This window comes from Microbacterium sp. KKR3/1, assembly GCF_021272365.1.
Taxonomy (GTDB): domain Bacteria; phylum Actinomycetota; class Actinomycetes; order Actinomycetales; family Microbacteriaceae; genus Microbacterium; species Microbacterium aurugineum.
In genome coordinates this window covers 2,131,776-2,158,207 of sequence record NZ_JAJSDW010000001.1, presented here as the reverse complement: position 1 = coordinate 2,158,207, position 26,432 = coordinate 2,131,776, and the positions used below count along the sequence as shown (strand labels likewise).

24 protein-coding genes are annotated in these 26,432 nt (G+C 69.0%); 15 read left to right on the top strand and 9 right to left on the bottom strand.

Going from position 1 to position 26,432, the window contains the following annotated elements:
- Nucleotides 1-7 precede the first annotated feature (7 nt).
- Nucleotides 8-730, bottom strand: a complete 723-nt coding sequence (locus LVJ59_RS10295; RefSeq protein ID WP_232762935.1) for a GDSL-type esterase/lipase family protein — start codon at nucleotides 728-730, stop codon at nucleotides 8-10.
- A 195-nt stretch (nucleotides 731-925) separates the two neighbouring features.
- Between LVJ59_RS10295 and LVJ59_RS10290 the strand changes: the two genes are divergently transcribed.
- Genes LVJ59_RS10290 through LVJ59_RS10270 form a run of 5 tightly spaced genes read left to right on the top strand, consistent with a single transcriptional unit; the run spans nucleotide 926 to nucleotide 5,773 of the window.
- Complete coding sequence (locus LVJ59_RS10290) at nucleotides 926-2,092, top strand: MFS transporter (RefSeq protein ID WP_232762934.1); 1,167 nt, start codon at nucleotides 926-928, stop codon at nucleotides 2,090-2,092.
- Nucleotides 2,093-2,096: 4 nt separating this feature from the next.
- Nucleotides 2,097-2,573, top strand: a complete 477-nt coding sequence (locus LVJ59_RS10285) for a cytochrome C5 (RefSeq protein ID WP_131492822.1) — start codon at nucleotides 2,097-2,099, stop codon at nucleotides 2,571-2,573.
- On the top strand, nucleotides 2,570-4,366 hold the full coding sequence (locus tag LVJ59_RS10280; RefSeq protein WP_232762933.1) for a glycoside hydrolase family 15 protein: 1,797 nt from the start codon (nucleotides 2,570-2,572) through the stop codon (nucleotides 4,364-4,366). Before LVJ59_RS10285 ends, LVJ59_RS10280 begins: the two co-directional genes overlap by 4 nt.
- A 37-nt stretch (nucleotides 4,367-4,403) precedes the next feature.
- On the top strand, nucleotides 4,404-5,312 hold the full coding sequence (locus LVJ59_RS10275) for an LssY C-terminal domain-containing protein (RefSeq protein ID WP_232762932.1): 909 nt from the start codon (nucleotides 4,404-4,406) through the stop codon (nucleotides 5,310-5,312).
- Nucleotides 5,309-5,773 (top strand): hypothetical protein, encoded by a 465-nt coding sequence (locus LVJ59_RS10270; RefSeq protein WP_232762931.1) that lies wholly within the window; start codon nucleotides 5,309-5,311, stop codon nucleotides 5,771-5,773. The genes LVJ59_RS10275 and LVJ59_RS10270 overlap by 4 nt, the downstream gene beginning before the upstream one ends.
- Here LVJ59_RS10270 and LVJ59_RS10265 read toward each other — a convergent pair.
- From LVJ59_RS10265 to LVJ59_RS10240, 6 genes are all read right to left on the bottom strand, one after another.
- The gene (locus LVJ59_RS10265; RefSeq protein WP_047523995.1) at nucleotides 5,751-6,755 is read right to left on the bottom strand and encodes a magnesium and cobalt transport protein CorA; all 1,005 of its coding nucleotides are present in this window, start codon (nucleotides 6,753-6,755) and stop codon (nucleotides 5,751-5,753) included. The two genes, LVJ59_RS10270 and LVJ59_RS10265, sit on opposite strands and share 23 nt — an antisense overlap.
- A gap of 349 nt (nucleotides 6,756-7,104) precedes the next feature.
- Nucleotides 7,105-7,986, bottom strand: coding sequence for an SDR family NAD(P)-dependent oxidoreductase (locus LVJ59_RS10260; RefSeq protein ID WP_232762930.1), 882 nt, complete (start codon nucleotides 7,984-7,986; stop codon nucleotides 7,105-7,107).
- On the bottom strand, nucleotides 7,983-8,858 hold the full coding sequence (locus LVJ59_RS10255; RefSeq protein WP_232762929.1) for a hypothetical protein: 876 nt from the start codon (nucleotides 8,856-8,858) through the stop codon (nucleotides 7,983-7,985). The genes LVJ59_RS10260 and LVJ59_RS10255 overlap by 4 nt, the downstream gene beginning before the upstream one ends.
- A 43-nt stretch (nucleotides 8,859-8,901) precedes the next feature.
- A complete protein-coding gene (gene manD / locus LVJ59_RS10250) occupies nucleotides 8,902-10,140 on the bottom strand; it encodes a D-mannonate dehydratase ManD (RefSeq protein WP_232762928.1) in 1,239 nt (412 codons plus the stop codon).
- Nucleotides 10,137-11,321, bottom strand: a complete 1,185-nt coding sequence (locus tag LVJ59_RS10245; RefSeq protein ID WP_232762927.1) for an N-acetylglucosamine-6-phosphate deacetylase — start codon at nucleotides 11,319-11,321, stop codon at nucleotides 10,137-10,139. The genes manD and LVJ59_RS10245 overlap by 4 nt, the downstream gene beginning before the upstream one ends.
- Nucleotides 11,318-12,100: a 6-phosphogluconolactonase gene (locus LVJ59_RS10240; RefSeq protein WP_232762926.1), complete on the bottom strand. Its 783-nt coding sequence runs from the start codon at nucleotides 12,098-12,100 to the stop codon at nucleotides 11,318-11,320. Before LVJ59_RS10240 ends, LVJ59_RS10245 begins: the two co-directional genes overlap by 4 nt.
- A gap of 138 nt (nucleotides 12,101-12,238) precedes the next feature.
- Here LVJ59_RS10240 and LVJ59_RS10235 point away from each other — a divergent pair, with 138 nt between their 5' ends.
- The 7 genes from LVJ59_RS10235 (at nucleotide 12,239) to LVJ59_RS10205 (ending at nucleotide 19,640) form a co-directional block, all read left to right on the top strand.
- Nucleotides 12,239-13,255 (top strand): LacI family DNA-binding transcriptional regulator, encoded by a 1,017-nt coding sequence (locus LVJ59_RS10235; protein WP_232762925.1) that lies wholly within the window; start codon nucleotides 12,239-12,241, stop codon nucleotides 13,253-13,255.
- Between the two features lie 44 nt (nucleotides 13,256-13,299).
- Nucleotides 13,300-14,301, top strand: a complete 1,002-nt coding sequence (locus LVJ59_RS10230) for a Gfo/Idh/MocA family protein (protein WP_232762924.1) — start codon at nucleotides 13,300-13,302, stop codon at nucleotides 14,299-14,301.
- 34 nt (nucleotides 14,302-14,335) lie between these two features.
- On the top strand, nucleotides 14,336-15,367 hold the full coding sequence (locus LVJ59_RS10225) for a Gfo/Idh/MocA family protein (RefSeq protein WP_232762923.1): 1,032 nt from the start codon (nucleotides 14,336-14,338) through the stop codon (nucleotides 15,365-15,367).
- Between the two features lie 15 nt (nucleotides 15,368-15,382).
- A complete protein-coding gene (locus LVJ59_RS10220) occupies nucleotides 15,383-16,246 on the top strand; it encodes a Gfo/Idh/MocA family protein (protein WP_232762922.1) in 864 nt (287 codons plus the stop codon).
- Nucleotides 16,247-16,480: 234 nt separating this feature from the next.
- The gene (locus LVJ59_RS10215; protein WP_232762921.1) at nucleotides 16,481-17,758 is read left to right on the top strand and encodes an extracellular solute-binding protein; all 1,278 of its coding nucleotides are present in this window, start codon (nucleotides 16,481-16,483) and stop codon (nucleotides 17,756-17,758) included.
- On the top strand, nucleotides 17,758-18,738 hold the full coding sequence (locus LVJ59_RS10210; protein WP_231555067.1) for a carbohydrate ABC transporter permease: 981 nt from the start codon (nucleotides 17,758-17,760) through the stop codon (nucleotides 18,736-18,738). Before LVJ59_RS10215 ends, LVJ59_RS10210 begins: the two co-directional genes overlap by 1 nt.
- A complete protein-coding gene (locus LVJ59_RS10205) occupies nucleotides 18,735-19,640 on the top strand; it encodes a carbohydrate ABC transporter permease (protein ID WP_081997056.1) in 906 nt (301 codons plus the stop codon). Before LVJ59_RS10210 ends, LVJ59_RS10205 begins: the two co-directional genes overlap by 4 nt.
- Before the next feature lie 76 nt (nucleotides 19,641-19,716).
- Here the strand turns inward: LVJ59_RS10205 and LVJ59_RS18100 are convergent, their stop codons facing one another.
- Both LVJ59_RS18100 and LVJ59_RS10195 read right to left on the bottom strand, forming a co-directional pair.
- On the bottom strand, nucleotides 19,717-21,069 hold the full coding sequence (locus LVJ59_RS18100; protein ID WP_232762920.1) for a mannitol dehydrogenase family protein: 1,353 nt from the start codon (nucleotides 21,067-21,069) through the stop codon (nucleotides 19,717-19,719).
- Between the two features lie 49 nt (nucleotides 21,070-21,118).
- Nucleotides 21,119-22,240 carry a substrate-binding domain-containing protein gene (locus LVJ59_RS10195; protein WP_232762919.1) on the bottom strand — a complete coding sequence of 374 codons (1,122 nt, stop codon included), beginning with the start codon at nucleotides 22,238-22,240 and terminating at the stop codon, nucleotides 21,119-21,121.
- Nucleotides 22,241-22,470: 230 nt separating this feature from the next.
- Between LVJ59_RS10195 and LVJ59_RS10190 the strand changes: the two genes are divergently transcribed.
- The 3 genes from LVJ59_RS10190 (at nucleotide 22,471) to LVJ59_RS10180 (ending at nucleotide 26,274) form a co-directional block, all read left to right on the top strand.
- Nucleotides 22,471-24,129 carry a hypothetical protein gene (locus LVJ59_RS10190; protein WP_232762918.1) on the top strand — a complete coding sequence of 553 codons (1,659 nt, stop codon included), beginning with the start codon at nucleotides 22,471-22,473 and terminating at the stop codon, nucleotides 24,127-24,129.
- A 166-nt stretch (nucleotides 24,130-24,295) separates the two neighbouring features.
- The gene (locus tag LVJ59_RS10185) at nucleotides 24,296-25,171 is read left to right on the top strand and encodes an alpha/beta fold hydrolase (RefSeq protein ID WP_232762917.1); all 876 of its coding nucleotides are present in this window, start codon (nucleotides 24,296-24,298) and stop codon (nucleotides 25,169-25,171) included.
- Nucleotides 25,168-26,274 carry a M20 family metallopeptidase gene (locus LVJ59_RS10180; RefSeq protein WP_232762916.1) on the top strand — a complete coding sequence of 369 codons (1,107 nt, stop codon included), beginning with the start codon at nucleotides 25,168-25,170 and terminating at the stop codon, nucleotides 26,272-26,274. The genes LVJ59_RS10185 and LVJ59_RS10180 overlap by 4 nt, the downstream gene beginning before the upstream one ends.
- Nucleotides 26,275-26,432: the final 158 nt, after the last annotated feature.

Genomic DNA, 26,432 nt, shown 5'->3' with positions numbered 1-26,432 from the left:
GCGGTGCCTAGCCGTTGAGGCGTGCGGCGACGATCACACCCTCGAGCAGCGCCAGGGTCCGACTCCGTGCGCCAGCCGGGTGGAGACCGAGAGCGGTCGTGAGCTCGAGGGCGAGCGCGGCGTGCCCGGCGGCGTTCGGGTGGAACGGATCGTTCATCAGCCCCCACGGCACCCCGCCGTCTCCCAGCACGGCGAAACGGGCGAACTGATCCACGAGGATGACGTCGTCCTCCGTGGCGACCCGACGCACCGCTGCGGCGAACTCGCCGATCCGCGCGCGCTCCGGGGCGTTGGCGACATCGATCGCGGGCGGCGTCTGCAGCACCGGGACGGCACCGAGTCCGCGCACGCGGACGACGAAGTCGTGCAGGGACGAGGCATACTCCTCGGGGGAGACCTCGGTGCGCTCGCCGCCGGTCGCGGCGTCGTTCGTGCCGATCATGAGCGTGACGACATCGGGCCGCCAGGACTCGACGCGGCGGTCCCAGTCGCCGAGGATGTCGCTGATGCGGTGCCCGCTGATCGCCGTGTTCACGACCACGTCGCGCACGCGCTCGCGCTCGCCCCGGATGATCTCGTGCAGGTGCTCCGAGTAGCTGCGGACCCCCTGCGTGTGGACCAGGCCGTGGGTGATGGAATCGCCCGTGATCACCCAGTTCAGCGGTTCGGCGCCGACAAGTGCGTCGGCGAGGCGGCGGAGGTCGGCGGTGGCGGATTCGGCGTTCGGCACGGCATAGAGCCTATCGGCGCCTGTGTCGTGCGTCTGTGCTCCGGCTAGGGTTGAGGCGTGAGCCCTGAGTCGGACAGACCGTAGATCGCGGGTGCAGCGCACGTCGTGCGCTCCCCGCATCGCCGTCGACCCCTCTTCTCCTTTTCGCCGCCCGCCTCCTCGCGGCGTGTGCGGCGTCCGTCCGACTGGATGCTCATGCCTTTCCTCGTTCCTGTCCTCGCCCTGGCGATCTTCGCCCAGGGCACCAGCGAGTTCATGCTCGCGGGTCTCCTCCTCCCTCTCTCCCGTGATCTGGGGGTCGAGTCGTCGACCGCCGGCCTGCTGACCTCGGCCTTCGCCGCGGGCATGGTCGTCGGTGCGCCCGCGATGGTCGTGCTCGCCGGCCGATGGCGCCCCCAGCGGGCGCTGATACTCCTTCTGGTGGTGTTCATCGTGGCTCACGTGGTCGGGGCGGTGGCGTCCGACTTCCGCCTGCTGCTCATCACCCGAGTGCTCGCGGCGCTCGCGAATGCGGGTTTCCTCGCGATCGCCCTGGCGACGGTTCGAGGGATCGTGACGCCGGCGCAGACGACGCGGGCGGTCGCGGTGCTCCTGGCGGGGACCACCCTCGCCACGATCATCGGCGTTCCGGCCGGGGCCGCGCTGGCGAATGCCTTCGGGTGGCGTTCCACCTTCTGGGCGGTCGTCTTGCTGTGCCTCCCCGCTGTCGTCGCGCTCCTCCGCGACCGCACGCTCGGTGCGCTCCCGCCGGCGCTGCGGTTCGGCGTGCGTGCGGAGCTGGCCGAGCTCCGCCGAGGTCCGGTGCTCGTCGCGGTGATGCTCGCCGTGCTCGTGAATGCCGCGACCTTTGGTGTGTTCACGTTCCTCGCGGTCGTCGGCGCGGATGCCGGTGTCGAGGTGACAGCGATCCCCGCGCTCCTGGCCGCCTTCGGGACCGGAGCACTTCTGGGCGTTGCCGCCACCGGACGGTGGGCGGCCCCCGTCGAGCGTGCGTGGATCACGGTCGGGACCGTCGTGCTGACCGTGGCCTGGGCGGCGTTCGGAGCGGGCGTCGAGGTGGCGTCGGTGGTTTTCGCCGGTGCGGTGCTCTGCGGCGCGGCGTCGTTCGCTGTGGGCTCGGCGCTGATCGCCCGCATCGTGGGGCAGGCGTCCCGAGCGCCGATGCTCGGCGGTGCCTACGCGACGGCGGCACTGAACATCGGTGCGGTAGGCGGTCCCGTCCTCGCCGGCATCGCCTACGGCCGGTCGGGAGCTTTCGGGGTGCTCGTCGTCGCGGTGCTCCTGACAGCGGGCGCGGTCATCCTCACCGCGCTTCTGCGTGTGGGACGACCGCCCGCGGGCGCTGCGGATGCGAAAGACTGAAGGCATGACCTCTTCTGCGCTCGACACCCTCCTCGCCCGCATCGTCGAGAGCGGCGTGATCGATGAACCGGTCGCCGAGAACGGCCTGGTGTACGGGAGAGCGAGCATCGACGCGGCGGGCACGGTGGTGAAGGTCAACGTCGATCCCGAGTTCGACGGCGACCACGACGACGAGATCGACCAGGAGGCGTTGATCGCTGCGATCTCGCGCATCCTGTCCGTCAGCGAGTCCCGGTGGCGGGCCGTGGTCGACGAGGTGGCGACCGAGATCGACGATGCGGTCGACGATGAGCCGGTCGTCGAGCAGATCGATCTGCGTGATGACCTCGAGGCCACGTCGGTCGTGGTGTTCGCCGACGCCGTGCTGCTCGCCTTCCTCGCGCCGAAGCAGTTCCCCGATGCGCGGATTCTCGTGCAGTTGGATGAGGATCTCGAGGTCGACGGCATCGAGGTCCGAGAAGACCTGCTCGACCACGCATGACCTCGCGCATCGAGGACTATGCCCTGCTGAGCAACTGCCGCACGGCGGCGCTCGTCTCGCGCGCAGGAAGCATCGATTGGCTGTGTCTTCCGCGGCTGGACTCGGCGTCGACGTTCGCGGCCATGCTCGGAGACGAGTCCCACGGTCGCTGGCTGCTGCATCCGACAGACCCCGGGGCCGTGAGCACCCGGCGATACGACGAAGACACCTTCGTGCTCGTGACCCGGTGGGAGAGCGGAGACGCGGTCGCCGAAGTGCACGACTTCATGCCGATCGGCCTCGACCCCGATGCCGCCATCCGTCGTAGCGACCTCATCCGCAGGGTCGTCGGGGTGCGCGGCTCGATGCGCTTCGAGCAGCGGCTGAGCATCCGCTTCGACTACGCCAGGGTGATGCCGTGGGTGCGTCAGGTCGGTTCGCACGATGCCCCGTGTCTGGTCGCGATGGGCGGTCCCGATGCCGTGGCCGTGCGTGGTGCCGCTCTGGAGCCGATCGACCATCAGCATCGTGGCGAGCTGACGGTGACCGCCGGTGAGACGCGCGACCTCCACCTGACCTGGTTCCCGTCGCACCTCGACCTCCCTCCCACCCTCGACGGCGAGAAGGAACTCGGCGCGACGAAGCAGTGGTGGCAGGACTGGGCCGACCGGATCTCGCACGACGGCCCGCACCGCGACGAGGTGGTCAGGTCGCTGCTGATCCTGCGGGCGCTGACCAATCATGAGACGGGCGGCATCGCAGCCGCGGCGACGATGGCACTGCCCGAGGAGATCGGAGGCAGGCGCAACTGGGACTATCGCTACGTCTGGCTGCGTGATGCCGCGCTGACCCTCGAGGCCCTGTGCGCGCACGGCTTCCTCGGTGTGGCAGGCCAGTGGCGGGAGTGGCTGCTGCGGGCGGTCGCCGGTGATCCCGCCGATCTGCAGATCATGTACGGCCCGGCGGGGGAGCGAGATCTTCCGGAGCGTGCTCTGCCGCACCTGCCCGGGTACGAGGCGTCCACGCCCGTGCGGATCGGCAACGGCGCAGCCGACCAGTATCAGGCGGATGTCGTCGGCGAAGTCGTGGTGACGCTGTCGGCCGCGCGGGCGGCGGGACTCACCGAGTCGGGCTTCTCCTGGCCGCTGGAGCGTGAGTTGCTGCGGTTCGCCTCCGAGCAGATCGAGCGTCCGGATCAGGGCCTGTGGGAGATCCGCGGTGAGCCCCGGTACTTCACCCACTCGCGGGTGATGATGTGGGCGGCGTTCGACCGTGCGGTGCGCGCGGTCGAGGAGCACGGCTTCGACGGCCCCGTCGAGCGCTGGCGTGGGCTGCGGGATCGGATGCGCGAGGAGATCGATCGCGACGGCGTCGTCGACGGCCACTTCGTGCAGCACTACGAGACGACCGAGGTCGACGCCTCTCTCCTGCTCCTTCCGCAGGTGGGCTACTGTCGGCCGGACGACCCGCGGATGCGGGCGACGGTCGCACGGATCGAGCAGACCCTGATGGCGGGCGGGCTGGTGCGGCGGTACCGCACGGCGACGGGGGTGGACGGCCTCGCCGGGACGGAGGGAGCCTTCCTCGCGTGCTCGTTCTGGCTGGTCGAGCAGTACGCCATGACCGGACGGCGCGCCGAGGCGCAGGCACTCATGGAGAGGCTGTGCGCACTGGCGAACGACGTGGGGATGCTGTCGGAGGAGTACGACCCGGTGGTCGGGCGGCAGCTCGGTAACACCCCGCAGGCCTTCTCGCATCTTGCGCTCGTGCGGGCTGCCGATGCCCTGTCGCGGACGGAACCGCGGACGCGCTGACCTTTCCCGCGGTGCGAGCCCTTCCTAGGATGTGGGCATGGCGGAACCGGTGAAGAAGCGGGATCCTCTGGTCCAACGCCAGAGGTTCTCCGTCAATGCGGCTCTCGATGACGCCTTCTTCGTGTTCGCCGGTCTTGCCGCGGTCTGGCTCGCGTACCTCATCGTCACCGAAGCGTTCTCGTGGGGCTGGTGGGCCATCGCCTTCGCGGTAGCGTTCTGGTTGCTCCTCGCCTACCTCGTCCTGCCGAGACTGCACGCGATCCTCACGCGCATCTACGTGCCCAGTTACTTCATCGGCCGCGCACGCACGAGTGACGGCCTGCTCGGCGACCCGGTGAACCTGGCCGTCCTCGGCTCGGAGGAGCAGCTCACCCGGTGCATGGCCGAAGCCGGATGGACGCGTGCCGACGACATCACCGCGGAGTCGACGTGGCGCATCGTGCTGTCGACCGTGCTGCGGCGCAGCTACGACGAGGCACCGGTCAGCCCGCTCTTCCTGTTCGGTCGTCGGCAGGACCTCGCATATCAGCAGGAGGTCGAGGGCAACCCGGCCAAGCGGCACCACGTGAGGTTCTGGCGCTGCCCCGAGGGGTGGATGCTGCCCGGCGGTCACCGCGTGGATTGGGTGGCTGCCGGCACCTTCGATCGGGCCGTCGGCTTCTCGCTCTTCACCCTCCAGATCACCCACAAGATCGATGCGGACATCGATATCGAACGCGATCACATCGTCGGGACGCTGCGCCGCGCGCACAGCGGCGTACGGATCGTCATCATCCGCGACTTCTCCACGGGCTATCACTCGCGAAACGGCGGCGGCGACAGCATCCACACCGACGGTGACCTGCCGGTCATCGATCTCCGCGGCGTCATGAAGGCACCTGCCTCGGGCTCTGCCGGGGAGCCCGAGGAGCAGGCACCGGTCACGGAACTGCGGGGGCTGTCGTGAAACGCCCTCTGGCCACGGGGCTCGGCGCCGTGCTGATGTCGCTCCGCGTCGTGTGGGGGTTCATCTCGATCCTCATCTACGCGCTGAACTGGGCGGCGATCAGAGAAGAGGTCTTCTCTTCCGAGAACGGCCTGGAGGCGGTGCCCGGGGACGTCGCCGATCTCCTGATCGTCATCGGTCTCTGCGCGCTCGGCGTCTGGTACGTGTTCTACGGCGTGCTCGCCGGGCTCGTGTTCGCCGGAGCCAACTGGGCGCGCATCGTGGCGATGAGCTTCGCCTCGCTCAGCATCATCGTCGTGTTCCTCGACTGGTGGAACGCCGGCATCCCCGTGACGTTCCGCACATCGCTCGCGAGCGTGGCCCTCGACATCCTCGTGCTGCTCGCCCTGTCGGCGCAGAGCGCACGCGGTTACGCCCGGCGCAACGACCCCCGCTCGATCACAACCACTTCTTATACTTGAACACCCCGTAGAGGGCGACGGCGAACGCGGCCATCGCGCCGATCGCCATCGGATACCCGAAGGCCCAGTGCAGCTCGGGCATGACGTCGAAGTTCATCCCGTAGACCGTGCCGACCAGCGTCGGCGCGAAGATGATCGCCGCCCAGGAGGAGATCTTCTTGATCTCGTCGTTCTGTGCGAGCCCGGCCTCGGTCTGGCGGCGGGCCACGAGCGCGGAGTGCACGGTCAGCGCGTTCTCGAGGATGGCCCGGAACGAGTCGACCCGCTCGTTGACGCGGATCGTGTGGTCGAGGACGTCACGCAGCGACCGCTGCAGCTCCTCGTCGATGCGGTACTTCTCGGACCCGCGACGCAGCCACTCCAGCATCCCGCTCAGAGGATGCACCGCCCGCTGGAAGTTGATCACTTCGCGGGAGAGTTCATAGATGCGCCGGGAGAGCGCGCTGTCGTCGGCGCCGTCGCCGAAGAGCTGGTCCTCGATCTCGTCGATGTCGTTGAGGAGCCCCGCCACGATCGGCTCGTACCCGTCGACGACCTCGTCGAGGATCGCGTAGAGCACCGCTTCCGGTCCCATCGCGAGCAGCTCGGGGTGGGCCTCCATGCGCATCCGGACGGCGGCGAGGTTCGGCGACTCGGCGTGGCGGATGGTCACCACGAAATCGGGGCCGACGAAGAGGTGCAGCTCGCCGAACTCGATCGACTCCTCCTTGTCGCGGTACCGGGCGGGGCGGAGGACGGCGAACAGGGTGTCGCCGTAGCGCTCCACCTTCGAGCGCTGGTGCCCGGAGAGCGCATCCTCGACGGCGAGGGGGTGCAGGTCGAACTCCCGGGCCACCGAGGCCACTTCCTCGGGGCTGGGCCGGTACAGCCCGATCCAGGCGATGCCCCCGGCCGCATCCAGCATCCGGTAGGTCTCGTCCAGGTTCTTGGGGGTCTCCACGCGACGTCCGTGGACGTACACGCCGTTGTCGATGAGCGCCATGATGCGGCTCCGTTCTCGCGGGCGCACGGCAGCGGAGAGCTCCGTGCGCGGATTCGTCAGGGGGCGGATGACGCCACCGACGCTGCGGGAAGGACGTGCGCGTGCGGATCGGAGGATCAACGCGAGAGCGCAGGGAGTCGCGACGCAGCGAAGGCGGCGTCGTAACTATCACCGGACATCGCCATCACCGCCTTTCGGGACTCGTCGGGTCGAGCGACCCAACGCGCCAGCATACTCCTGTCGCCTGGGAACATGCGTGCGGGATCAAAAAGGGACCGGGGAGAGCCCCCGCAGGCGCGTTTTCGATCCCGCACCCCCTCGAAGGAGAACCGTGCGGGCGTCAGGCGCGTCAGGGAGTGTCGAGTCCGACGAGCTCGGCGCTGCGCTGCCAGAGGGCCTCGGCGAGGGCGGCGTCGTTCACCTGGGGGTTGACCTTCGTCGTGAGTACACGTTCGTCGTAGTACGCGCCCGAGAACCAGGTCTCGTCGGGAGTGCCTTCGATGAACCAGCGCAGTGTCGCGCCGCCTTTGTCCGGACCGATGAGCATGATGCGCTTGAGCGGCGTGCGGTAGAGCAGCCGCATGATGCTCGACGACTCGGACGCGAAGTTCGTGCGCACGGTGCCGGGGTGGAAGGCGACCGCGCTCAGACCCTCGGCGTGGAACCGCGCGTGCAGACTCTTGGCGAACAGCACGTTCGCGAGCTTCGCATCGCCGTAGGCCTTGTTCGGGCTGAAGCGGCGGGTGTTGTCGAGGTCGTCCACGTCGATGTGGCCGAACAGGCGGTGCGCGATGCTGGAGGTGTTGATGACCGCGCCTTCGACCTTCCGCACGTGCGGGAGCAGCAGGTTCGTGAGCAGGAACGGCGCCAGGTGGTTCACCTGCATGGTCTTCTCGAAGCCGTCCGCCGTGGGGGTCTGGTCGCCGAAGATGCCCCCGGCGTTGTTCGCCAGCACGTGGATGCCGTCCTCACCGACGGCGTCGGTGATCTTCGCGGCCAGCTCCCTCACGTCGTCGAGGCGCGCGAAGTCGGCGGTGAACCACGACGCACCCGTCTCCTGGGCGACCGCGCGGGTCTTCTCGACCGACCGACCCACCAGGATGAGGCGATGGGCGGAGGCGGCGAGCTGGCGGGCGGCCTCGGCGCCGATACCGTCGGATGCCCCCGTGAGGACGATCGTCTTCGACGTGTCGGAAACCGCGGACGGGCCTCGATCGTTGTCCGGGGTCATGCGTCGTCGCGCGGTTTCGGGCGCGGCGGTGCGGGGCGCAGCGGGTCGGCGCGGGGAATCCGCTCGGGCTCGGGCTCGGGTTCCGGCTCGGGCGTGTTCTCGGCAGGGGCAGCAGGCGACGGGGCAGCGGAGGCGTGCGCCGGCAGCTCGCGCGCGACCTGTTTCTCGAGCACGGTCACCGCGTCTTCGGAGAGCAGGATGAGTCCGTCGAGCTCTTCGCGCACCCGCTTGTAGGCGACGTTGCGCTCGGCTTGTGTCGCGGACTCATCGACGGCGACCTTGAGCAACTGCTGTGCCCTCTCGAGGCGTTTGCGCTCCGGCTCCGTGAAGGTCGAATCGCGGAGGCGCCGGGCATCCTTCTCGGCGATCTCGAACGCGACGGCGTAATCGCCCACGGCCTGCAGGTACTCGGTGATCTGCTGCTCCGACACCTTCGCATCGGCGGACGCCGGTCGCAGGGCATCCGCGGTCTTCTTCGCGCGGAGGAACGCCGCGGTCAGGGGCTGGCGTCCGTCGCTCATGGCGGGGAACGCGATGAGCTTCGCCACGTCCAGCTCGTAGTCGAGCCAGCGTGCGGTGATCTCGTCATGCTCGGCGAACAGACGCGCGACCAGGTCGTTCGGGGCGACGGATGCCGTCGTGTCGACGACGGAGGGTCCTCGGCGCTTGTTCTGCTGGGTGAGCGCGCGCGCCTCGATCTCGGCGGTCTTCAGCTGTGCCTTGATGCGAAGGGTCTCCAGGCGGCGCTCGTGACGGCGCTTGGAGTTGCGCTCCCAGGCCTTCGCCGCACCGCCGGCCATTCCCATGATCGGGAAGATGAGCCACCAGTAGTTGCCGGCGAAGTTCCAGAAGCCCTGGATGAACTCTTCCATGATGGGTTCAGCCTACTGCGCACGGTCGTCGCGTCCCTCGAGTTCACCAGTCGTGAACGGTTCCGTCCCGCAGGCGGTTGTACGGCAGATAGGCCCGCTCGTACGGATACCTCCCCGCTTCCTCGGTGTCGAGCTCGACACCGAGGCCCGGCCTGTCTCCGGGGTGCAGGTATCCCTCGGTCCAGGTGAACGACTGCTGGAACACCTGGTCGGTGCGGGAGCCGTGCTGCATGTACTCCTGGATCCCGAAGTTGTGGATGGCCAGCCCGAGGTGCATCGCCGCCGCCATGCCGACCGGGGAGATGTCGGTCGGCCCGTGCATGCCGGACTTGATCTGGTACATCGCGGCATAATCCAGGGTCTTCTTCAACGCTGTGATGCCGCCCATATGCGTGACCGCGCCGCGGACGTAGTCGATGAGCTGCTCGCGGATGATGTCCTTGAAGTCCCAGACCGTGTTGAAGATCTCTCCGATCGCGAGCGGCGTCGTGGTGTGCTGGCGGACCAGGCGCAGCGCTTCCTGGTTCTCGGCCGGGGTGCAGTCCTCGAGCCAGAACAGGTCGTACGGCTCGAGATCCTTTCCCAGTCGGGCGGCCTGGATCGGCGTCATCCGGTGGTGTCCGTCGTGCAGCAGGGGGATGTCGGAGCCGAACTCGTTGCGCACCGCCTCGAACACACCGGGCAGGTGGTTCAGGTAGGCGCGGGTGTCCCAGTCTTCCTCGACCGGCTTTGCGCCACGGCGCGCCGGCTCGTGGTCGTAGCGGGCCTCGCCGCCGCCGGTGTCGGCCGACTGCGATGCGATCCCGTAGATCGCTTTCAACGTCGGCACCCCGGTCTGCACCCGGATCGCCCGGTATCCCTGCTCCTGGTGGGCGCGGATCGAGTCGAACAGCTCGCGTAGATCCTTGCCAGAGGCGTGCCCGTACGCCAGCAGGCCGCGGCGTGAGGCGCCACCCAGCAGCTGGTACACCGGCATGCCGGCGACCTTGCCTTTGATGTCCCAGAGCGCCATGTCGACCGCCGCGATGGCCGCCATCGTGACGGGTCCGCGACGCCAGTAGGCGCTGCGGTACAGGAACTGCCAGGTGTCTTCGATCCGCGACTCGTCGGCGCCGATCAGAAGCGGCACGATGTGCTCGGTCAGATAGGCGACCACCGCGAGTTCGCGGCCGTTCAGCGTCGCATCGCCGAGTCCTGTCGCTCCGTCCGCGGTCGTGATCTTGAGGGTGACGAAGTTGCGGTCCGGGCTGGTGACGATCACCTCGGCCTTGTCGATGGTCATGCGATCCCTCCTGCGGTGGCGTGTGCGGCGGGCGTCGTCTCGATGAGCTCGCCGGCGATCCGCACCTCGCGCGGGCTGATGCGGGCATCGCCGGGAGCCCAGTCGAACGACAGCACGTCGGCGCGCGCTCCCGCGGTCCAGTGCGGGCCGTCGGCAAGGACCGAGGCCGGTGCCACGCTCGCGAGGCGCATCGCCGTGGCCAGCGACCCGGTCACGCGCGCGACGGTTGCGACACCCACGTCGAGGGTCTGCACCGACCCGGCGAGGAACCCCGTCGAGTCATGCCGCAGCGCGCCGTCTTCGGCGAGATGCACACCGCCGCCGATGGTGGAGTGTCCGCTATCGCGGAGGGCAGCGGGGGTGGCCACGGCGTCGCTCACGAGGAACACCCCGTGGTCGCGCTTGGCGGCGATCATGGTCGCGAGCGTCGCGTCGGGGAGGTGATGTCCGTCAGCGATGACCCCGGCGGCGAGACGGGGCTCGGCGAGCTGCGTCCACAGGTAGTTCGGATGCCGGGGGAGCACCGCGTGCGCACCGTTGCCGAGGTGTGTCGAGAGTGTGGCGCCGGCGTCGACCACGGCAGCGATCTCGGTGTCCGATGCGTGCGTGTGCCCAACCGCGACCCGCACCCCGTGCGCGACGAGGAATCGCGTCGCCTCGACCGAACCGGGGTGATGGGGCGACAGGGTCACCACGCGCAACAGGCCGGGAGCGGAATCCAACCAGGTCTGCAGCTCCGCGATCGACGGCGGTCGGATGTGCGCGGCGGGGTGCACGCCGCGCGGACCATCCTGCTCGGACAGGCTGGGTCCCTCCACGTGGATGCCGGCGACCGTGCGCGAGACATCGGTCGAGGAGCGCACGGCGTCGGCGATCGCACGGATGCGGGCGCGCATCTCCTCGGCGGATGCGGTGATGACGGTCGGAAGGAAGCGGGTCACGCCGTGCACCGCGAGCGAGAGGGCCATGGCGGAGATGTGCGCAGGTGACGGGTCAGCGGCGTTCGCGTCGCCCTCGAGATGGCCGTTGACCTGCAGGTCGATCAGGCCAGGCCCGATCCACGGGGCGTTCTCGTCCGCGTCGGCGAGGGGCGTGAGCGAGCGGATGCGACCGTGCTCGATCACGACCTCGAGCCCTCCCGCGCCGAGGGCGTTGCGGCCGCGCAGGGTCTCGACGCTCATCGTGCCGCCTGCGCGGCTTCGAGTGCCGCGGGGTGCAGCAAAGACGCGGCGTCGCGGTCGACGTGGACCTCGCAGCGCGAGTGGCGGCGCAGCACGGTGCAGGGCCAGTGGGCACTGATCGGCTCTTCCACGAGGGCCCTGACGGCCTCAGCCTTCCGGGCATCCGGCACCGCGCACACCAGGTGCGCGCCAGCCAGCAGTGCCGGGATGGTGAGAGTGAGGGCGTGGGTGGGCACGGCGTCGAGGGTATCGAAGCACTCGTCGTCGACCTGTTGCACGCGGCTGGCGAGGTCGAGTTGCACGGTGCGCACGGGGCACGGGTCGGTGAGGTCGGCGTCGGGCGGATCGTTGAACGCGATGTGCCCGTTCACTCCGATCCCCAGGCACACGAGGTCGACAGGGGCTTCGTCGAGCAGGGCGGTGTACTCCGCGACGGCGGCCTGCGTGCCCCGCTCTGTGCGCATCGGGTGGAACGCAGCCGGGCGCACGGCGTCGACCAGATGGGCCCGCAGCCAGTTGCCGAAGCGCTGGGGTGCCTCGGTGTCGAGCCCGAGGTACTCGTCCATGTGCAGCACGGTGATGCGGTCCCAGGGCACGTCGGGCTCCGCGGCGAGCGCACGGTAGACATCGAGTTGGCTGGGGGCCGCGGCGGCGATCATGCGGGCCGATCCGTGAGCCGCGACGGCTTCGCGCAGTGTCCGTGCCGCGGAGCGCGCGGCGGCGGCACCCATCGCGGTGCGGTCGGCGTGGGTGTGCAGGGCGAACGTCGTCGTGCTCATGATCCGCAAGACTAATGCAACCGCTTGCAAAGTCAAGCCCCATATCGAGCGGTGCTCCTGCGCGCGGTCGCGGCCGGCCTCGGCGGGGAGGAGGCCGTGATCGCGCGCCGGACGGCAGTCGGGCTTAGTGTGTGTGTCGTGACAGCCAAGAGGAAGACGCCATCCGGGTCAGTGACGATCGGCGACATCGCAGGCGTGGCAGGAGTGTCACGCTCGACGGTGTCGCGCGCGTTCAGTCGTCCGGAACTGCTCAACCCCGAGACGGTCCGACGGGTCAAGGCCGCAGCCGAAGAGTTGGGCTATGTGGTCAACCATGCCGCCCGCGCCCTCTCGACCGGCCGCTTCGGCAACGTCGCCGTCGTGGTCCCGGACATCGCCAACCCCTTCTTCCCGCCCCTCGTCCGACGCGTGCAGACGCTCGCGGACGCAGCGGGGTATGCCGTGTTCCTCGGCGACTCCGACGAGATCGCCGACCGGGAGGCGAACCTCACATCGCGGCTGAGTGCACAGGTCGAGGGATTCGTGCTCGCCTCTCCGCGCCTCGACGAGGAGCGCATCCGCGAACTCGATGCTGCACGCCCCGTGGTGCTCGTCAACCGCGACATCGAGCGTCTCGCCCGGGTGCTCATCGATCCGAGCGGGGGGCTGGATGAGGCGGTGGCGCACCTGCACCGTCTGGGTCACGAACGCGTGGTCTACCTCTCGGGCCCGCGGGAGTCGTGGTCGGACCAGCAGCGGCGCGCGGCGCTCGCGAGGGCGGCGGAGCGTGCGCGGCTCGAAGTGATCGTGCAGGAACTGGGGCGCCCGAGCTCTGCGGGCGGGCGCGACGCCGTCGGGGGCATCCTCGCCTCGGGGGCCACGGCCGTGATCGCGTTCGACGACGTCGTGGCGCAGGGTGTGATGGCGGGACTCGCACTTCGTGGCGTCGATGTGCCTCGCGACATCAGTGTCATCGGCTGCGATGACACGCTCGCCTCCGGCACCCATCCGGCGCTCACCACGATCTCCGCCGCCTCCGCGGCGGCGGGTGACGCGGCGGCCGAGCTGCTGCTGGGGGTGCTCTCCACGGGTGAGCGGACGGATGCTCGCGTGACCATCGCCACGCACCTGGTTGTCCGCGCCACGACGGACGCCGCGCGAACGACCACGACGTGAGGACCGGTTGACACTGCAACCGGTCGCATGATTCACTGTCGCCCATGCCTCGGATCGCGATCATCGGTGCCGCCCATCCGCACGTCGACTACGTGCTCGACGAGTTGGAGCGCGCCGACCGCGCCGACTACGAGCTCGTCGGTGTGCAGGACGCCGATCGTGCGATCGCCGCGCACCACGCGGCCCGCTTCGGCGTCCCTGCCTTCGACAGCGCGGCGGATCTGCTCGCCCTCGGCGTGGACATCGCGGTGATCGCCGGCGTCTACGGCAATCGGGCAGGCGACGTCGTCGCCGCGCTGCACGCCGGGGCGCACGTTCTTGCCGACAAGCCGCTGTGCACGTCGCTCGAGCAGCTCGACCGGATCGAGAAGGCTGCCGCCGAGGCCGGCCGCACCGTCAACCTCCTGCTCGAGAAGCGCGGCTACCCGGAGACGCTCGCCGCCCTCGCCGTCGTGCGCTCCGGCGAGCTCGGCGACATCGTCGGGATCACCTCCTCGGGTCCGCACAAGCTCAAGCAGGGGGAGCGACCGGGCTGGTTCTTCGAGCGTGAGAGCTACGGTGGCATCCTCGCCGATCTGGCGGTGCACGACCTCGATGCGGCGCTGCTGTTCGCTCCGGCCATCGAAGGCACCGTCTCAGGGGCGGTCTCGGCCCCGCTCGACGGAGCGGAGGGCTTCGCCCGCTTCGGCACCGCCACCCTCACCACCTCCACCGCCGTGGTCTCCGCAGAAGTGAGTTGGCTGACACCTCGGGCCTCCGAGGTGCACGGCGACTATCGTCTTCGGCTGATCGGTACGCGCGGCACCGCTGAGCTCTTCTGGGCACGTGGGCGGGTCGAGGTGACGACGGACGAGCGGCCTCTGCGCGTGCTCGAGCTTCCGCCGGCGCGCCGTCCGGCGGAAGAGGCCCTGGACGCCTTCGCCGAAGGTCGCACGCCCGATGTGGGCACGATCGCCTCGGTTCTCGCGACGCGATTGGCGTTGCTGGCTCAGGCCTCTGCAGACCAGGGCGGCGCGGTGCTCGCCTGGGCACGTGCCGCCGACTGATCCCCCGTCTCTCCACCTCACGACAGGAGCCATCATGTCTGAACCGCTGCGCATCGCCATCGTCGGCGCGGGGGTGATCGGTGCCGTCCATGCCCGCCTGGTCACAGCGCTCGGAGACGAGGGACGCCTGGTGGCCGTCGTCGACCTCGACGAGGAGCGCGGACGTGCGCTCGCCGCCGCCCACGGCGTCCCCTTCCACTCTTCGGCTGCAGAAGCGTACCGATCGGAGCAGATCGACATCGCATCGATCTGTTTGCCCAGCGCTTTCCATGCGGATGCGGTCGTCGAGGCGCTGGAGGCGGGGGTCGATGTGATCGTCGAGAAGCCGATCGACGTGACCCTCGACGCCGCCGATCGGGTCCAGGCGGCCGAGCGCGCCACCGGACGTACGGTCTCGGTGATCAGCCAGCGCCGCTTCCAACCGGTCGCCTCGTTCATCCGCCGGTCGATCGACCGGGGGGCGCTCGGGCGCATGACCTCGGGTGTCGTCGAGTCGGCGTTCTTCCGGCCGCAGGAGTACTACGAGTCGGGTGACTGGCGCGGGACGGCGTCGATCGACGGCGGCGGTGCGCTCATGAACCAGGGCATCCATGCTCTCGATCTCCTGCTGTGGATGCTCGGTACCCCGGTCTCGGTGAGCGCGAAGACCGGCCGCCTCGCACACGAGGGCATCGAGGTCGAGGACGTCGCCGGCGCCACGATCGAGTTCGAGAGCGGCGCCATCGGCCTGTTGCTGGCGAGCACCGCCGCCTATCCCGGGTTGCCGGTCCGGCTCGCGGTGCATGGATCCGCGGGGACGGCGGTCATGGAGAACGACGGTCTGTCGTTCTTCGCCTCCGCGACTGCTGCGGAGCCTGACCCCGATGCGCTCGTCGAGCACGACGTGCCGGAGGGGTGGAGCGACGTCGACGTGGCGCATCATCGGCAGTACCTCGACGTCATCGCGGCCATCCGCGAGGGGCGTCGTCCCGCGATCACCACCGACGACGGACGACGAGCGCTCCAGGTCGTCCTCGCGGTCTACGAGTCGGCGCGCACGGGTCGTCCCGTCGATCTTCACGAGTGAAAGAGGATCTGGAACATGGAAACGAAGAACGTCGCGATCGTCGGCATCGAGAACAGTCACGCCGAAGAGATCATCCGCTACCTCAACGTCGAGCAGCCGACCGATGTGCCGGTGCGCGTCGTCGCACTGGTCGCGGGTGAGGATGAGCGTACGCGGGAGCTCGCGGATCTCGGAGGAATCGATCGCATCGCCGCACAATCCTCCGACCTGCTCGGTGGTGTCGACGCCCTGATCGTGACCTCCCGCGACGGCGCGCTCCATCGGACACACGCGGTGCCGTTCCTCGAGGCGGGGACGCCCGTGTGGGTCGACAAGCCGCTCGCCGCGAGCGTGTCCGACGCGCGGGAGATCCTCGCCGCGGCCGATCGCGGCGGTACGACCCTCACCTCGTCATCCGCCCTTCGCTGGGTCCCCGACACGGAGGCCGTCGCCGAGGATCTCGCGACGATCGGCGAGTTGCAGGCGGTCACCATCACCGGCCCAGCGGATGCGGCGAGCCCGTACAGCGGCATCTTCTTCTATGGCATCCACATCGCCGACGTCGCACAGCGTCTTGTTCCTGGGGAGCCGGAGGACGTCGTGGTGGAGCGACTGCGCGGCGGCCTCGTCGCACGGTACCGAGTGGGCGGTGTGCTCGTGACGCTCGAGTTCATCCGTCCGGACGGGGAGGGTCAGGTGCCGTTCCGCGCCACCGCGGTCGGAGCACACGGCGTCGTCAGTCGCGACATCGTGCTCGGACACGACTACGTGCAGCCCGGGGTCGATGCCTTCGTCCGCATGCTCGCGACCGGGGTGCGCCCGATCGCGGACGCGCAGCTCCTCGCACCGATCGCGGTGCTGGAGCAGGTCGCCCGCGCGGGAGCGCCCCTGCCGGCGTGAGGCGTGCAACGCAGTGCACAACCGGACCTCGAGCCGCGGATGATCGAGGTACCCCGGGGTGCACGGTGGTGAAAAGATGCCTGGAAATACAACAGAAACAAAACCGTTACACCCTCTTCAATGAAGAAGCCCTTGTAATGCAACCGATTGCACGTTAGCGTGAGATTCGGTTGAACCACCCGTTCATCGGGCGCCCTCTCCGCGTCCGTCGAGGAAGACCATGGAGGAACGAGAATGGCAAGACGCACCCTGATCGCGGCAGCCGCTTCGCTGGCCGCAGTGCTCGCCGTCACCGGCTGCAGCTCCGGCAGCGGCGACGGCGATGGCGAGGCCGAGAGCGGAGACCTCCGCGTCTGGCTGATGCAGGACTCGGTGTCCGACGACGCGGTCGCCTGGCTCGAAGACGAGTTCGCGGCACAGAACCCCGGTTCCACCCTGACGGTCGAGATGCAGCCGTGGGACGACATCGTCTCGCGCCTGCAGACATCTCTGGCCAGCGCCTCCGAGACGCCGGACATCGTCGAGATCGGCAACACGAAGACCGCGACCTTCGCCAATGTCGGCGCTCTCGCGGACATCTCCGACCTGTACGACGAGGTCGGCGGAGATGACCTGATCCCCAGCTTCGTCGAGCAGGCGACTCTCGACGGCAAAACCTACGCCTACCCTCTCTATGCCGGGACGAGTGTGGTGTTCTACCGAACCGACCTGCTGGAGAAGGCCGGGGTCGAAGCACCGGAGACACTCGACGATCTGGTTGCCGCCGCCGCGACGGTGCAGCAGGCGAACCCCGACGGTGTCGACGGTTTCAAGGGCATCTACTTCCCGGTCGTCGACGTGCACGGCCTGGAGGGCTGGCTCTTCTCGCATGGTGCGAACTACGCCGAGGAGCAGGACGGTGCCTGGGTCAGCGGTCTCGACACCCCCGAGGCCAAGGCCGCGCTCGAGCAGATGCAGACCATCTGGCGGGGCTCCGCACTCGGGGCGCTCGATGCCAAGGAGACCGCAGGGAACCCCTGGGTGCCCTACAACAACGGCGAGGTCGCGATGTTCTCCTACCGCGTGTTCGCGCAGGACAGCATCTCTCCCGAGCTCGCGGATGTCACCGGCGTGATGGCGCTTCCGCCAGTGGAGGCCGGAGGCGAGAGCCACCAGTTCCTCGGCGGATCCAATGTCGGCATTTCTGCGAATTCCTCGCAGCAGGCACTCGCGAAGAAGGCGATGAAACTCATCCTCAGCGAGGACTTCATGAGCCAGCTCGCCGAAGACTCCGGCTGGGTGCCCGGCAATACCGAGTACGCCTCGTCGATCCCCGACGGCATCGTCGACGCCGAGCTGCAGCAGCAGATCGCAGAGACGAGCGCACTGACCCCGGCCGCCCCCAACTGGGCGATCGTCGAAGGCAACAACATCCCGGTCGATCTGTACTCGGCGATCGCCAAGGGTGAGGACATCGACGACGTGGTCGCCCGCATCGGCGCGAAGATCGAAGAGACCCTCAACGCGGACTGATGATGGCCACCCCTGTGCTCGAAGCTGAGGTCGCCCCTGAGGCGGCCCCGCGGCAGCCCGCTCCCCGCACGCGTCCGCGTCGCGTGCGGGGAGCGCTGCTCCCGTACCTGCTGATCGCCCCGCTGATCGCCGCGGTTCTGGTCGCCCTGGGATGGCCGCTCCTGCAGCAGTTCCTGATGTCGCTGCAGAAGTTCGGACTGGCGCAACAGTTCGGCGCCGAACCGGAATGGGTCGGCCTCGCCAACTACGGCAAGATCCTCACCGATCCCAACATGTGGGTCGTGTTCTTCCGCTCCGTGGTGTTCTGCGCCGTGTGCGCCTCGCTGTCGATGGTCATGGGGATGCTGATCGCCCTTTTGTTGACGAAGGTGAGCAGCTGGGCGCGCATCGCGCTGCAGGTCACGTTGCTGCTGGTCTGGGCCACCCCGGCCCTGGTGACCATGGTCATCTGGCAGTGGTTGTTCGATGCGCGCTACGGGCTGGTGAACTGGGTCCTCGCGCGCATCGGGTTCCCCGACATGGCCGGCTACCCGTGGACGTCCACCCCGATGGGTGTCTTCACGATCGCCGCGATCACCGTGATCTGGGGCAGCCTCCCCCTGATCGTGTTCATGATCTACTCCGCCCTGACCCAGGTGCCCGCGGAAGTGCTCGAGGCCGCGGAACTCGACGGGGCGGGACCGTGGACGCGTTTCCGCAACGTCACGCTCCCGCTCATCACCCCTGCCGTCATGATCGTCGGACTCCTGCAGATCGTGTGGGACCTGCGCGTCTTCACGCAAATCTACGTACTCCAGCAGGCCGGCGTGTCGATCGAGGAGACCAACCTCCTCGGCACCTACATCTACCGGATCGGCATCGGCCAGGGGGAGTACGGCGACGCGTCCGCGCTCGCCACGATCGTGCTCATCCTCACCCTGCTGCTCACCTGGAAGTACATCGCCAAGATGTTCGCCCAGCAGAAGGAGGTCTCGGAATGAGCGCCCCGACCATGACCAAGACCACCGACATCCCCGCCGTCGTGCCCGTGCGCGCGCGTCGCACGCTCGGCAACCGTAACGACACTCGCCGTCGCACCTGGAACGGCGTGGCCGTCGCGGCTGCCTTCCTGCTCGTCTTCCCGATCTACTGGATGGTCAACACCGCACTGTCGGAGAACGAGGAGCTCTTCTCGCGCACACCGCGGTTCTTCCCGTTCCCGCTGAGCTTCGACAGTTTCGCGGGGATTCTGGCCGACCGTGGTTTCTGGTCGGCCCTCGGCATGAGCGCGGGGGTGACCGCGGTCGTGGTCGTCGTCGCGGTGCTGTTCGGGTTCTTCGCGGCCATCGCCGTGAGCCGCTTCCGGTTCAAGGGCGGCGGCGTCATCATCCTGCTCGTCCTGATCGTGCAGATGATCCCGACCGAGGCGCTCTTCATCTCGCAGTTCCGTATGCTCGACGGCTGGCACCTGCTCAACACGGTCGGGGGGCTGTCGCTGCTCTACATCGGCACGGTCGTTCCCTTCACCGTGTGGCTGCTGCGCGGATTCATCCACGGCATCCCCGCCGATCTCGAGGAGGCAGCGATGGTCGACGGCTGCAGTCGTTTCGGAGCGTTCATGCGCGTCACCCTGCCGCTGCTCGGGCCCGGGATCGTCACGGCATCCGTCTTCGCGTTCCTGCAGGCGTGGAACGAATACACTCTGGCGCTCGTCGTGATGACCAAGCCCGGTAACGCCACCCTGCCGCTGTGGCTGCAGACGTTCAGCAGCGAGCTCTCGGCCACCGACTGGGCGGGCATCATGGCCGGTGCCACACTCATCTCGGTGCCCGTCGTGATCCTGTTCCTGATCGTGCAGGGTCGCCTCGGTGCGGGCATGATGGCGGGAGCTGTGAAGGGCTGACGCTCCGGCGCCGCATTGCGGGATCGAAAACGGTCCTCCGGAGGCATCCGGAGGACCGTTTTCGCGCCCGCAATGGTCAGGCGCCGAGGTCGAGGTCGGGGGCGAGGAAGTCGAGCAGTGCGAGGTGCGGATCCGCGGCGCGGGCGCGGCGGGTCAGCTCGGCGGCCGCGACGTCGTCGAGGACGCGTCCGGCGCGGGTCTCGGCCACGACGAAGCGCGCCCATGCATCGATGAGACCCCGAGCGGCCGCGTCGTCGTGGCCCTGCTCCCGCGCACGCCGCAGCGGGTCGAGCGCGCGTGCGCGCAGCTTCACGCTGCCATCGCTCGCGATCTGCCGCAGTCGATGGGCGATGGCCGGATTCGAGAACCGTTCCACGAGTGCGTCACGGTAGCTGCCGAGGTCGAGGTCGGATCCTGCGGATGCCAGGAGCGCCTCCCCCAGGTCCCACAGCTCCCGCACCCGTGTGGCGCACACGGGATCGGAGATCGCGTCGGAGACGGTCTCATGCCCGCGCAGGAGCCCCTCGTAGGCGAGCGACGAGTGCGCACCGTTGAGCAGCCAGAGCTTCCGCCGCTCGAACGGGCGGATGTCGGACACGAACGCGGCACCGGCATCCTCCCAGCGCGGGCGCGTGCCGCGCACCGTCCCCGAGAGGATCCAACTGTGGAACGGCTCCGTGATCACCAGGGCGTCGTCGCGGACGCCCATGCGCGCCGCCGCCGCGTCGATCTCCTCCGTCGTGGTGCGCGGAGTGATGCGGTCGACCGAGGTGCTCACGACATCGACCTGTGTCTCAAGCCAGTCGCCGAGAGCGGGCGAGAGGGTGTTGGCGAGATCGCGCAGCACGGTACGCAGGGCGGGGCCGTTGTCATCGATGTTGTCGCAGGGAATCAGTGCGATGGTCGCGTCAGGCAGGGCGCGGCGACGTGCCTCGAGTCCCCACAGGAGTCGCCCGGGCATGGTCGCGAGCGCACCCCGCGCCACGGCCGGCGTGTCCGCGGTGAACGCGGCGGCGAGCACGCTCCGGTCGGAGGCGACCTCCGGGTCGTCGAAGTCGAGACCGCCACCGGTCGCCCGGCGGTAGCCCTTCTCGGTGACCGTCAGGGTGACCACCGTCACCTCGGCGCGGGCGAGATAGTTGCACAGGGCATCGGTGTCGGCGCCGTCATGCGCGGCGACGATGGTCTCGATGGTCTCGGTGGTGTCCCCTCGACTGCCCCGGGTGAGCAGTGTGTACACGTCGTCCTGTCGCTCGAGCGCGGCGGCTGCGGCGGGTGAGCGCCCCGTGAATGCGGCGATCCCCCACTCCCGGTCGGGATCGGCGTGCGCGGTGTACCAGGCCTGATGGGCCCGATGGAACGCGCCGAGTCCGAGGTGCACGATGCGTACGGGGGCGCGGGGAGAGCGGCGGCTCGGGGTGGCTGGCACGGATCACCTCTGGTGTGCGTGGGGGCCGAGTGTGCCCCTGCACACCAATCTAGGATGCGATCGGTGTGGGTGCAAGCGGTTGCACACCACGGGGGTCGTGAGAAGCCGTCGAGGCTCGGACGCGCACGGTGGGTTGCACCATCATCCGCACCGGCGCACCACCGTCCGACCGGGCGATTCGACGGAGCAGCGTCGATGCGGCCAGGCGCCCGATCTCGCGCTTCGCCGGCGAGACCGCGGTCAGCGGCACCACCGCGTCCGCTGCCTCCTCGTCGTCGTAGGCCACCAGCGCGACGTCGTCGGGAACGGTGAGGCCCTTGCGATGCAAATGGGGGAGCAGGGCGACCGCCTCGCGATCGCCGAGGCACACCACCCCGTCCAGATGCAGCGAGTGCGCCGTCTCCGCATAGTCGGCGAGCGACGCTGTCGACCATGCGTCGCGACGTGCGGTTGCCCGGGGGAGGTCGGCGATCGCGAGGTCGGCGACGGCGCGGCAGAACCCGAGCCACGCCGCGTCGGCTGTCGCGGTGTCGCGGCGTCCGAGGAAGCCGATGCGCCGTCGCCCCTGTCCGACGAGGTGGCGCACGGCCGCATACCCGCCCGCCACGACGTCGGTGCACACGGCGGAGAGGGTGTCGTCGGGCGGGGAATCTCGGGGCACACGCTCCATCAGCACGACGGGAATCGGAAGCGCACGCAGCAGGTCGAGCCGGGCGGAGGGGTCGGTCAGGTGCAGGGTGGGCGTGATGAGCAGTCCCGTGCAGCCCGCGGTCAGCAGCGCGCGGATGTGGCGGACCTCGAGGGCGTCGTCGTACTCACTGGACTCGACCCGTACCGTCGCTCCGGCAGCCGCGGTGACCTCGGTGATCCCGCCGATGACGGTGGGGAAGTAGTACCCGTGCGACGGCACGATCACCCCGATGACCGCGGGCGGGCGTCCGTCATGAGTGGATACATACGTGCCCGAGCCCTGTCGGCGCACCACGATGCCCTCCTCGACCAGCATCCCGACCGCACGGCGGACCGTGTTTACCCCGACGGCATGGGACGCCGCCAGCGCCGCCTCCGTCGGCAGGCGCTCACCGGTCGACCACTCGCCGGTCGTGATGCGAGTGCGGAGCTGTTGCGCCAGGCTCACGAACAGCGGCTGCGTCTTCGGAAAAGCTCCCATGTCGCCCTCCCTGGGACCGACTACCGCACGTCCTCCAATGCAACCGTATTCATTCAGGGGCCTTCTGGCAAGGATCTGACGCTCTCCGCACCGCACGAGGACGACGCGCAACGCCCGAGTCCTTCCTCGATTCCTTCCTCCTGCGCGGCGGATCGTTGACCCTCGCCGGGTGCCGGGTCACGGTGGCAGTCACGACGCCTCCGCAATCAGCGGAGCGGAAGGAGACACTGATGAGACGCACACGCTGGTTTTCGGTGCTTGTCGCCGCGAGCCTTCTCGCCGCAGGCGCGGTCACCGCGGGCGCACCCGCCCCCGCACAGGCCGTCGCGACCGAGCTCACCATCACCTCGCCCGTCGACGGCGACGCCGTGAGCGGGTCCACCCTCACGGTCGAGGGCACATTCGCGAACACATCCGAGCTGGTGCTGGTGGTGGGGGCGCAGGAGCTCATTCCGATCCCCGTCACCGGCACGCAGGGCACGTGGACCGTCGACCTCGACATCGCCGACGTCGACGGGCGACTCGACCTCGCCGTCCGCGCGCGCGATCTCACCACGCTCTACACGACCTGGTCGGAGTTCCTCGCCGTCGAGGTGGACAACCCCGCAGCCTCCCGGCCGGTCGTCACCATCACCTCGCCCGATGAGGGCGCGTACGCGGGGGCGACTCTGGACGTCGAGGTCGATGTCGACTCGGGCCGTCCGCTCGATGTCGTCGAGGTGCGCGTGAACGGCGGTGCGTGGCAGAGCGCGACGGCTCAGGGCGGATGCGCCTATGCGGCGTCCTTCCCGGTGAGCGGGTCCGGGTTCGCGAGCATCGAGGCACGGGCGACGGACTCCTCGGGGCACAGCGCGGATTCCTCGACGACCTATGTCGCGCTCGGCGGCGCGACCCCCGTCGCTCCGGCGGTCTACGACCAGGACCGGGCTCTGTGGATCTGGGAGCGCGCCTCCTACGAGGCCGTCTTCGATCAGGACGCCCGCGATCGGCTCGGCGCCGTGATGGATGACACCGTGACCTTCGGATCCGACCCCATCCGCACCATCTACCTCGGCGTCGACAAGTACGGCTCCACCGACATGCTGCGCGATTCGCGGGCCGAGGTCGCAGCATTCGTCGAGTGGGCGCGGGGGCGCGGATACCACGTGCAGGCCACGGTCGCGGGAGGCACCCGCCCGCCGTATCTCGGTGCGCTGGAGCAGTTCGAGCACTTCGCGGTCGACGAGTTCGAGAAGGTGCTCGACTACAACCTGGCCGTTCCTGCGGCGGCGCGCTTCGACGGCATCAACGTCGACATCGAGCCGTACATCCTCAGTGCCTGGAAGGAGGCGGGCAACGGCGGCCTTCCGAATCGGTGGCTCGAGATCCTCGACACGCTGATCGAGCGCCGTGACGCCTCGGGGCTCCCCGTGCTCGTCGGTCCTGCCATCCCGCGTTGGCTGGACTCGTCGGCCTGTTGCACGACGATCACCTGGAACGGGCAGACCAAGGCGCTCAGTGATCACGTCCAGGACATGACCGACTACATCGCGATCATGGACTACCGCGACACGGCTGAGGGCGGCGCGGGGATCATCGCCCAGGCGCAGCACGAGATCGACTACGCGAATCAGATCGGCAAACCGAACTCGGTCGTGGTCGGCATCGAGACGAAGGACCTCTCCGGTACGGGCGACCCGGAGACGGTGACGTTCTGGGAGGAGGGGCGCACCTACCTCGAGGGTGAGCTCGACAAGACGTACGCGGCGTTCGAGGGAGACGCGTCGTTCGGCGGCATCGCGATGCACCACTATGACGACCTGCTGATGCTGCCGTCGGCATGGGACGACGCCCCGCCGGTCTACTATCCCGTGCCCGGTGCGGGTCCGGGCGGTCCTGCGCTTCCCTGACTGATCGACCCTCAGCTCCCGTCGCACTTTCGCGCGTCTCTCGGTCCGATTGCGTGCGAAAGTGCGACGGGAGCTGGCGCTTCTTCTGGTCAGCGGTATAGTCAACGAGAATGACTTGATGACTGGGCCGCGCATGGTCCGCGAGCGAGACCGGAACGAGTGGACGATGATGACCCCTTCCCGCACGACGATGACGCTGGACTGCGACGGCATCGGCATCGCCGCAGAAGTCCGTGGATCGGGCCCCGCCGTGCTGCTGTTGCATGGGTATCCGGAGACCAAGGCCATGTGGGAGGAGGTCGCGGCGGAGCTCTCCACCACACATACGGTCGTCGCGACGGATCTGCGCGGCTACGGCGACTCGGCGAAGCCGCGCGGCGAGCGTTACTCCAAGCGTGAGATGGCGGCGGATCAGGTCCTCGCGATGCGGACGCTCGGCTTCGAACGCTTCGCCGTGGTGGGCCACGACCGGGGCGGGCGGGTCGGGCATCGGATGGCGCTCGACCATCCGGAGGCCGTGACGGCGCTGGCCGTGCTCGACATCGTGCCGACGCTGCACATGTTCGAGAACGTCGACCGCGAGATGGCGACCGCCTACTTCCACTGGTTCTTCCTCGCGCGCGCTGACGGGCTGCCCGAAGCGCTCATCTCCGCCGACCGCGAGACCTGGCTGCGCAGCCGCTTCACCGGACGCCGACATGACGGTGATCGGCTGCCCGATGCTTACGCGGAGTACCTCCGCTGTTTCGACGTCGACACCGTCCACGCATCCGGCGCCGACTACCGCGCGGCAGCGGGCATCGACCTCGACCACGACCGCGCAGACCGCATGGCAGGGCGCAGAGTGGACGTGCCCGTGCTCGCGCTGTGGGGAGAGCACAGCTACGTGGGGCGCAACTTCGATGTGCGCGCGGCGTGGACTCCCTACGCGCCTGCGGTCACCGGCGCACCGGTCGACGCGGATCACTACCTCGCCGAAGAGGCGCCGCGGGCCACGGCGGCCGCGCTCCGGGTCTTCCTCGCCGAGGCGGTCGCGGCATGAACGTCCGCACCCAGGCGATCGAACGCCTCGACGCACTCGTGTCCATCGAGACGCCGACCGGGGATGTCGCTGCGCTCGCCGAGGCGCAGGCTCTGGTGCGCTCCTGGATCGACCCCGTGCTCGGGGTGCGCGGCGAGATCGAGAGCGTCGACGGGGTCGAGCATCTGCTGTGGCGAGGGGGGTCCGCGCCGTCGGTGCTGCTGCTCGGGCACCTCGACACCGTGTTCCCCCAGGGCACCATCCGGCACCGGCCGTTCCGGCTCGAGGGCGACCGCGCGACCGGCCCGGGGGTCTTCGACATGAAGGCCGGCATCGTGATCATGGCCGCGGCGCTCGAACGCGTCGCTCATCCCAGTGAGGTCGCGGTGCTGCTCACCAGTGACGAGGAGGTCGGCTCGCTCACCTCGCGCGCCCTCATCGAACGCGAAGCCGCTCGCGCAGGCACCGTGCTGGTGCTGGAGCCGAGCCTCGACGGGGCGCTGAAGATCGCCCGCCGCGGCGGAAGCATCTACCGCGTCGCGCTCACCGGGCGCGCGGCACATGCCGGACTCGAGCCGTGGAAGGGGCGCAGTGCCCTCATCGAGCTGGCGCACCACGTGCTCGCGCTGCCCGAGCTCGCCGACGAGGAGCGCGGCACCACGGTCAGCCCCACGGTCGCCCACGCGGGAACCGCGACGAACGTCATCCCCGAGCACGCGGAGGTGCGCGTCGACGTCCGGGCCTGGACGCTCGACGAGCTGGAGCGGGTGGATGCCGCGATGCAGGACCTCGACCCGCATACCGAGGGAGTGGGGGTCGAGGTCAGCGGCGGGATCAACCGTCCGCCGATGGAGGAGCGTTCATCGGTCGACCTGCTGGCCTGCGCGCGGCTCGTCGCCGAACGGCTCGGTCATCCGGAGGTCGAGGCGGTGTCGGCCGGCGGTGCTTCCGACGGCAACTTCACGGCAGCCGTCGGTGCTCGCACCCTCGATGGTCTCGGACCCCGCGGTGCCGGGGCGCATGCCGACCACGAGTGGGTCTCGATCGACTCCATGATCGAGCGGATCGACCTGCTCGCCGGCATGCTCGACGAGCTGTCATCCGCTCGCACGCCCGCATCCTGAAGGAGATCTCTCGCTATGAAGGATTCCTAGCCCAGAACGCTCCTTCAGGACGTGTTTTCTCCTTCAGGACGTGTCTTCTCCTTCGGGATGTGTGTTCTCCTTCAGGGCGTGTGTTCTCCTTCAGGACGTGTCTTCTCCTTCGGGATGTGTGTTCTCCT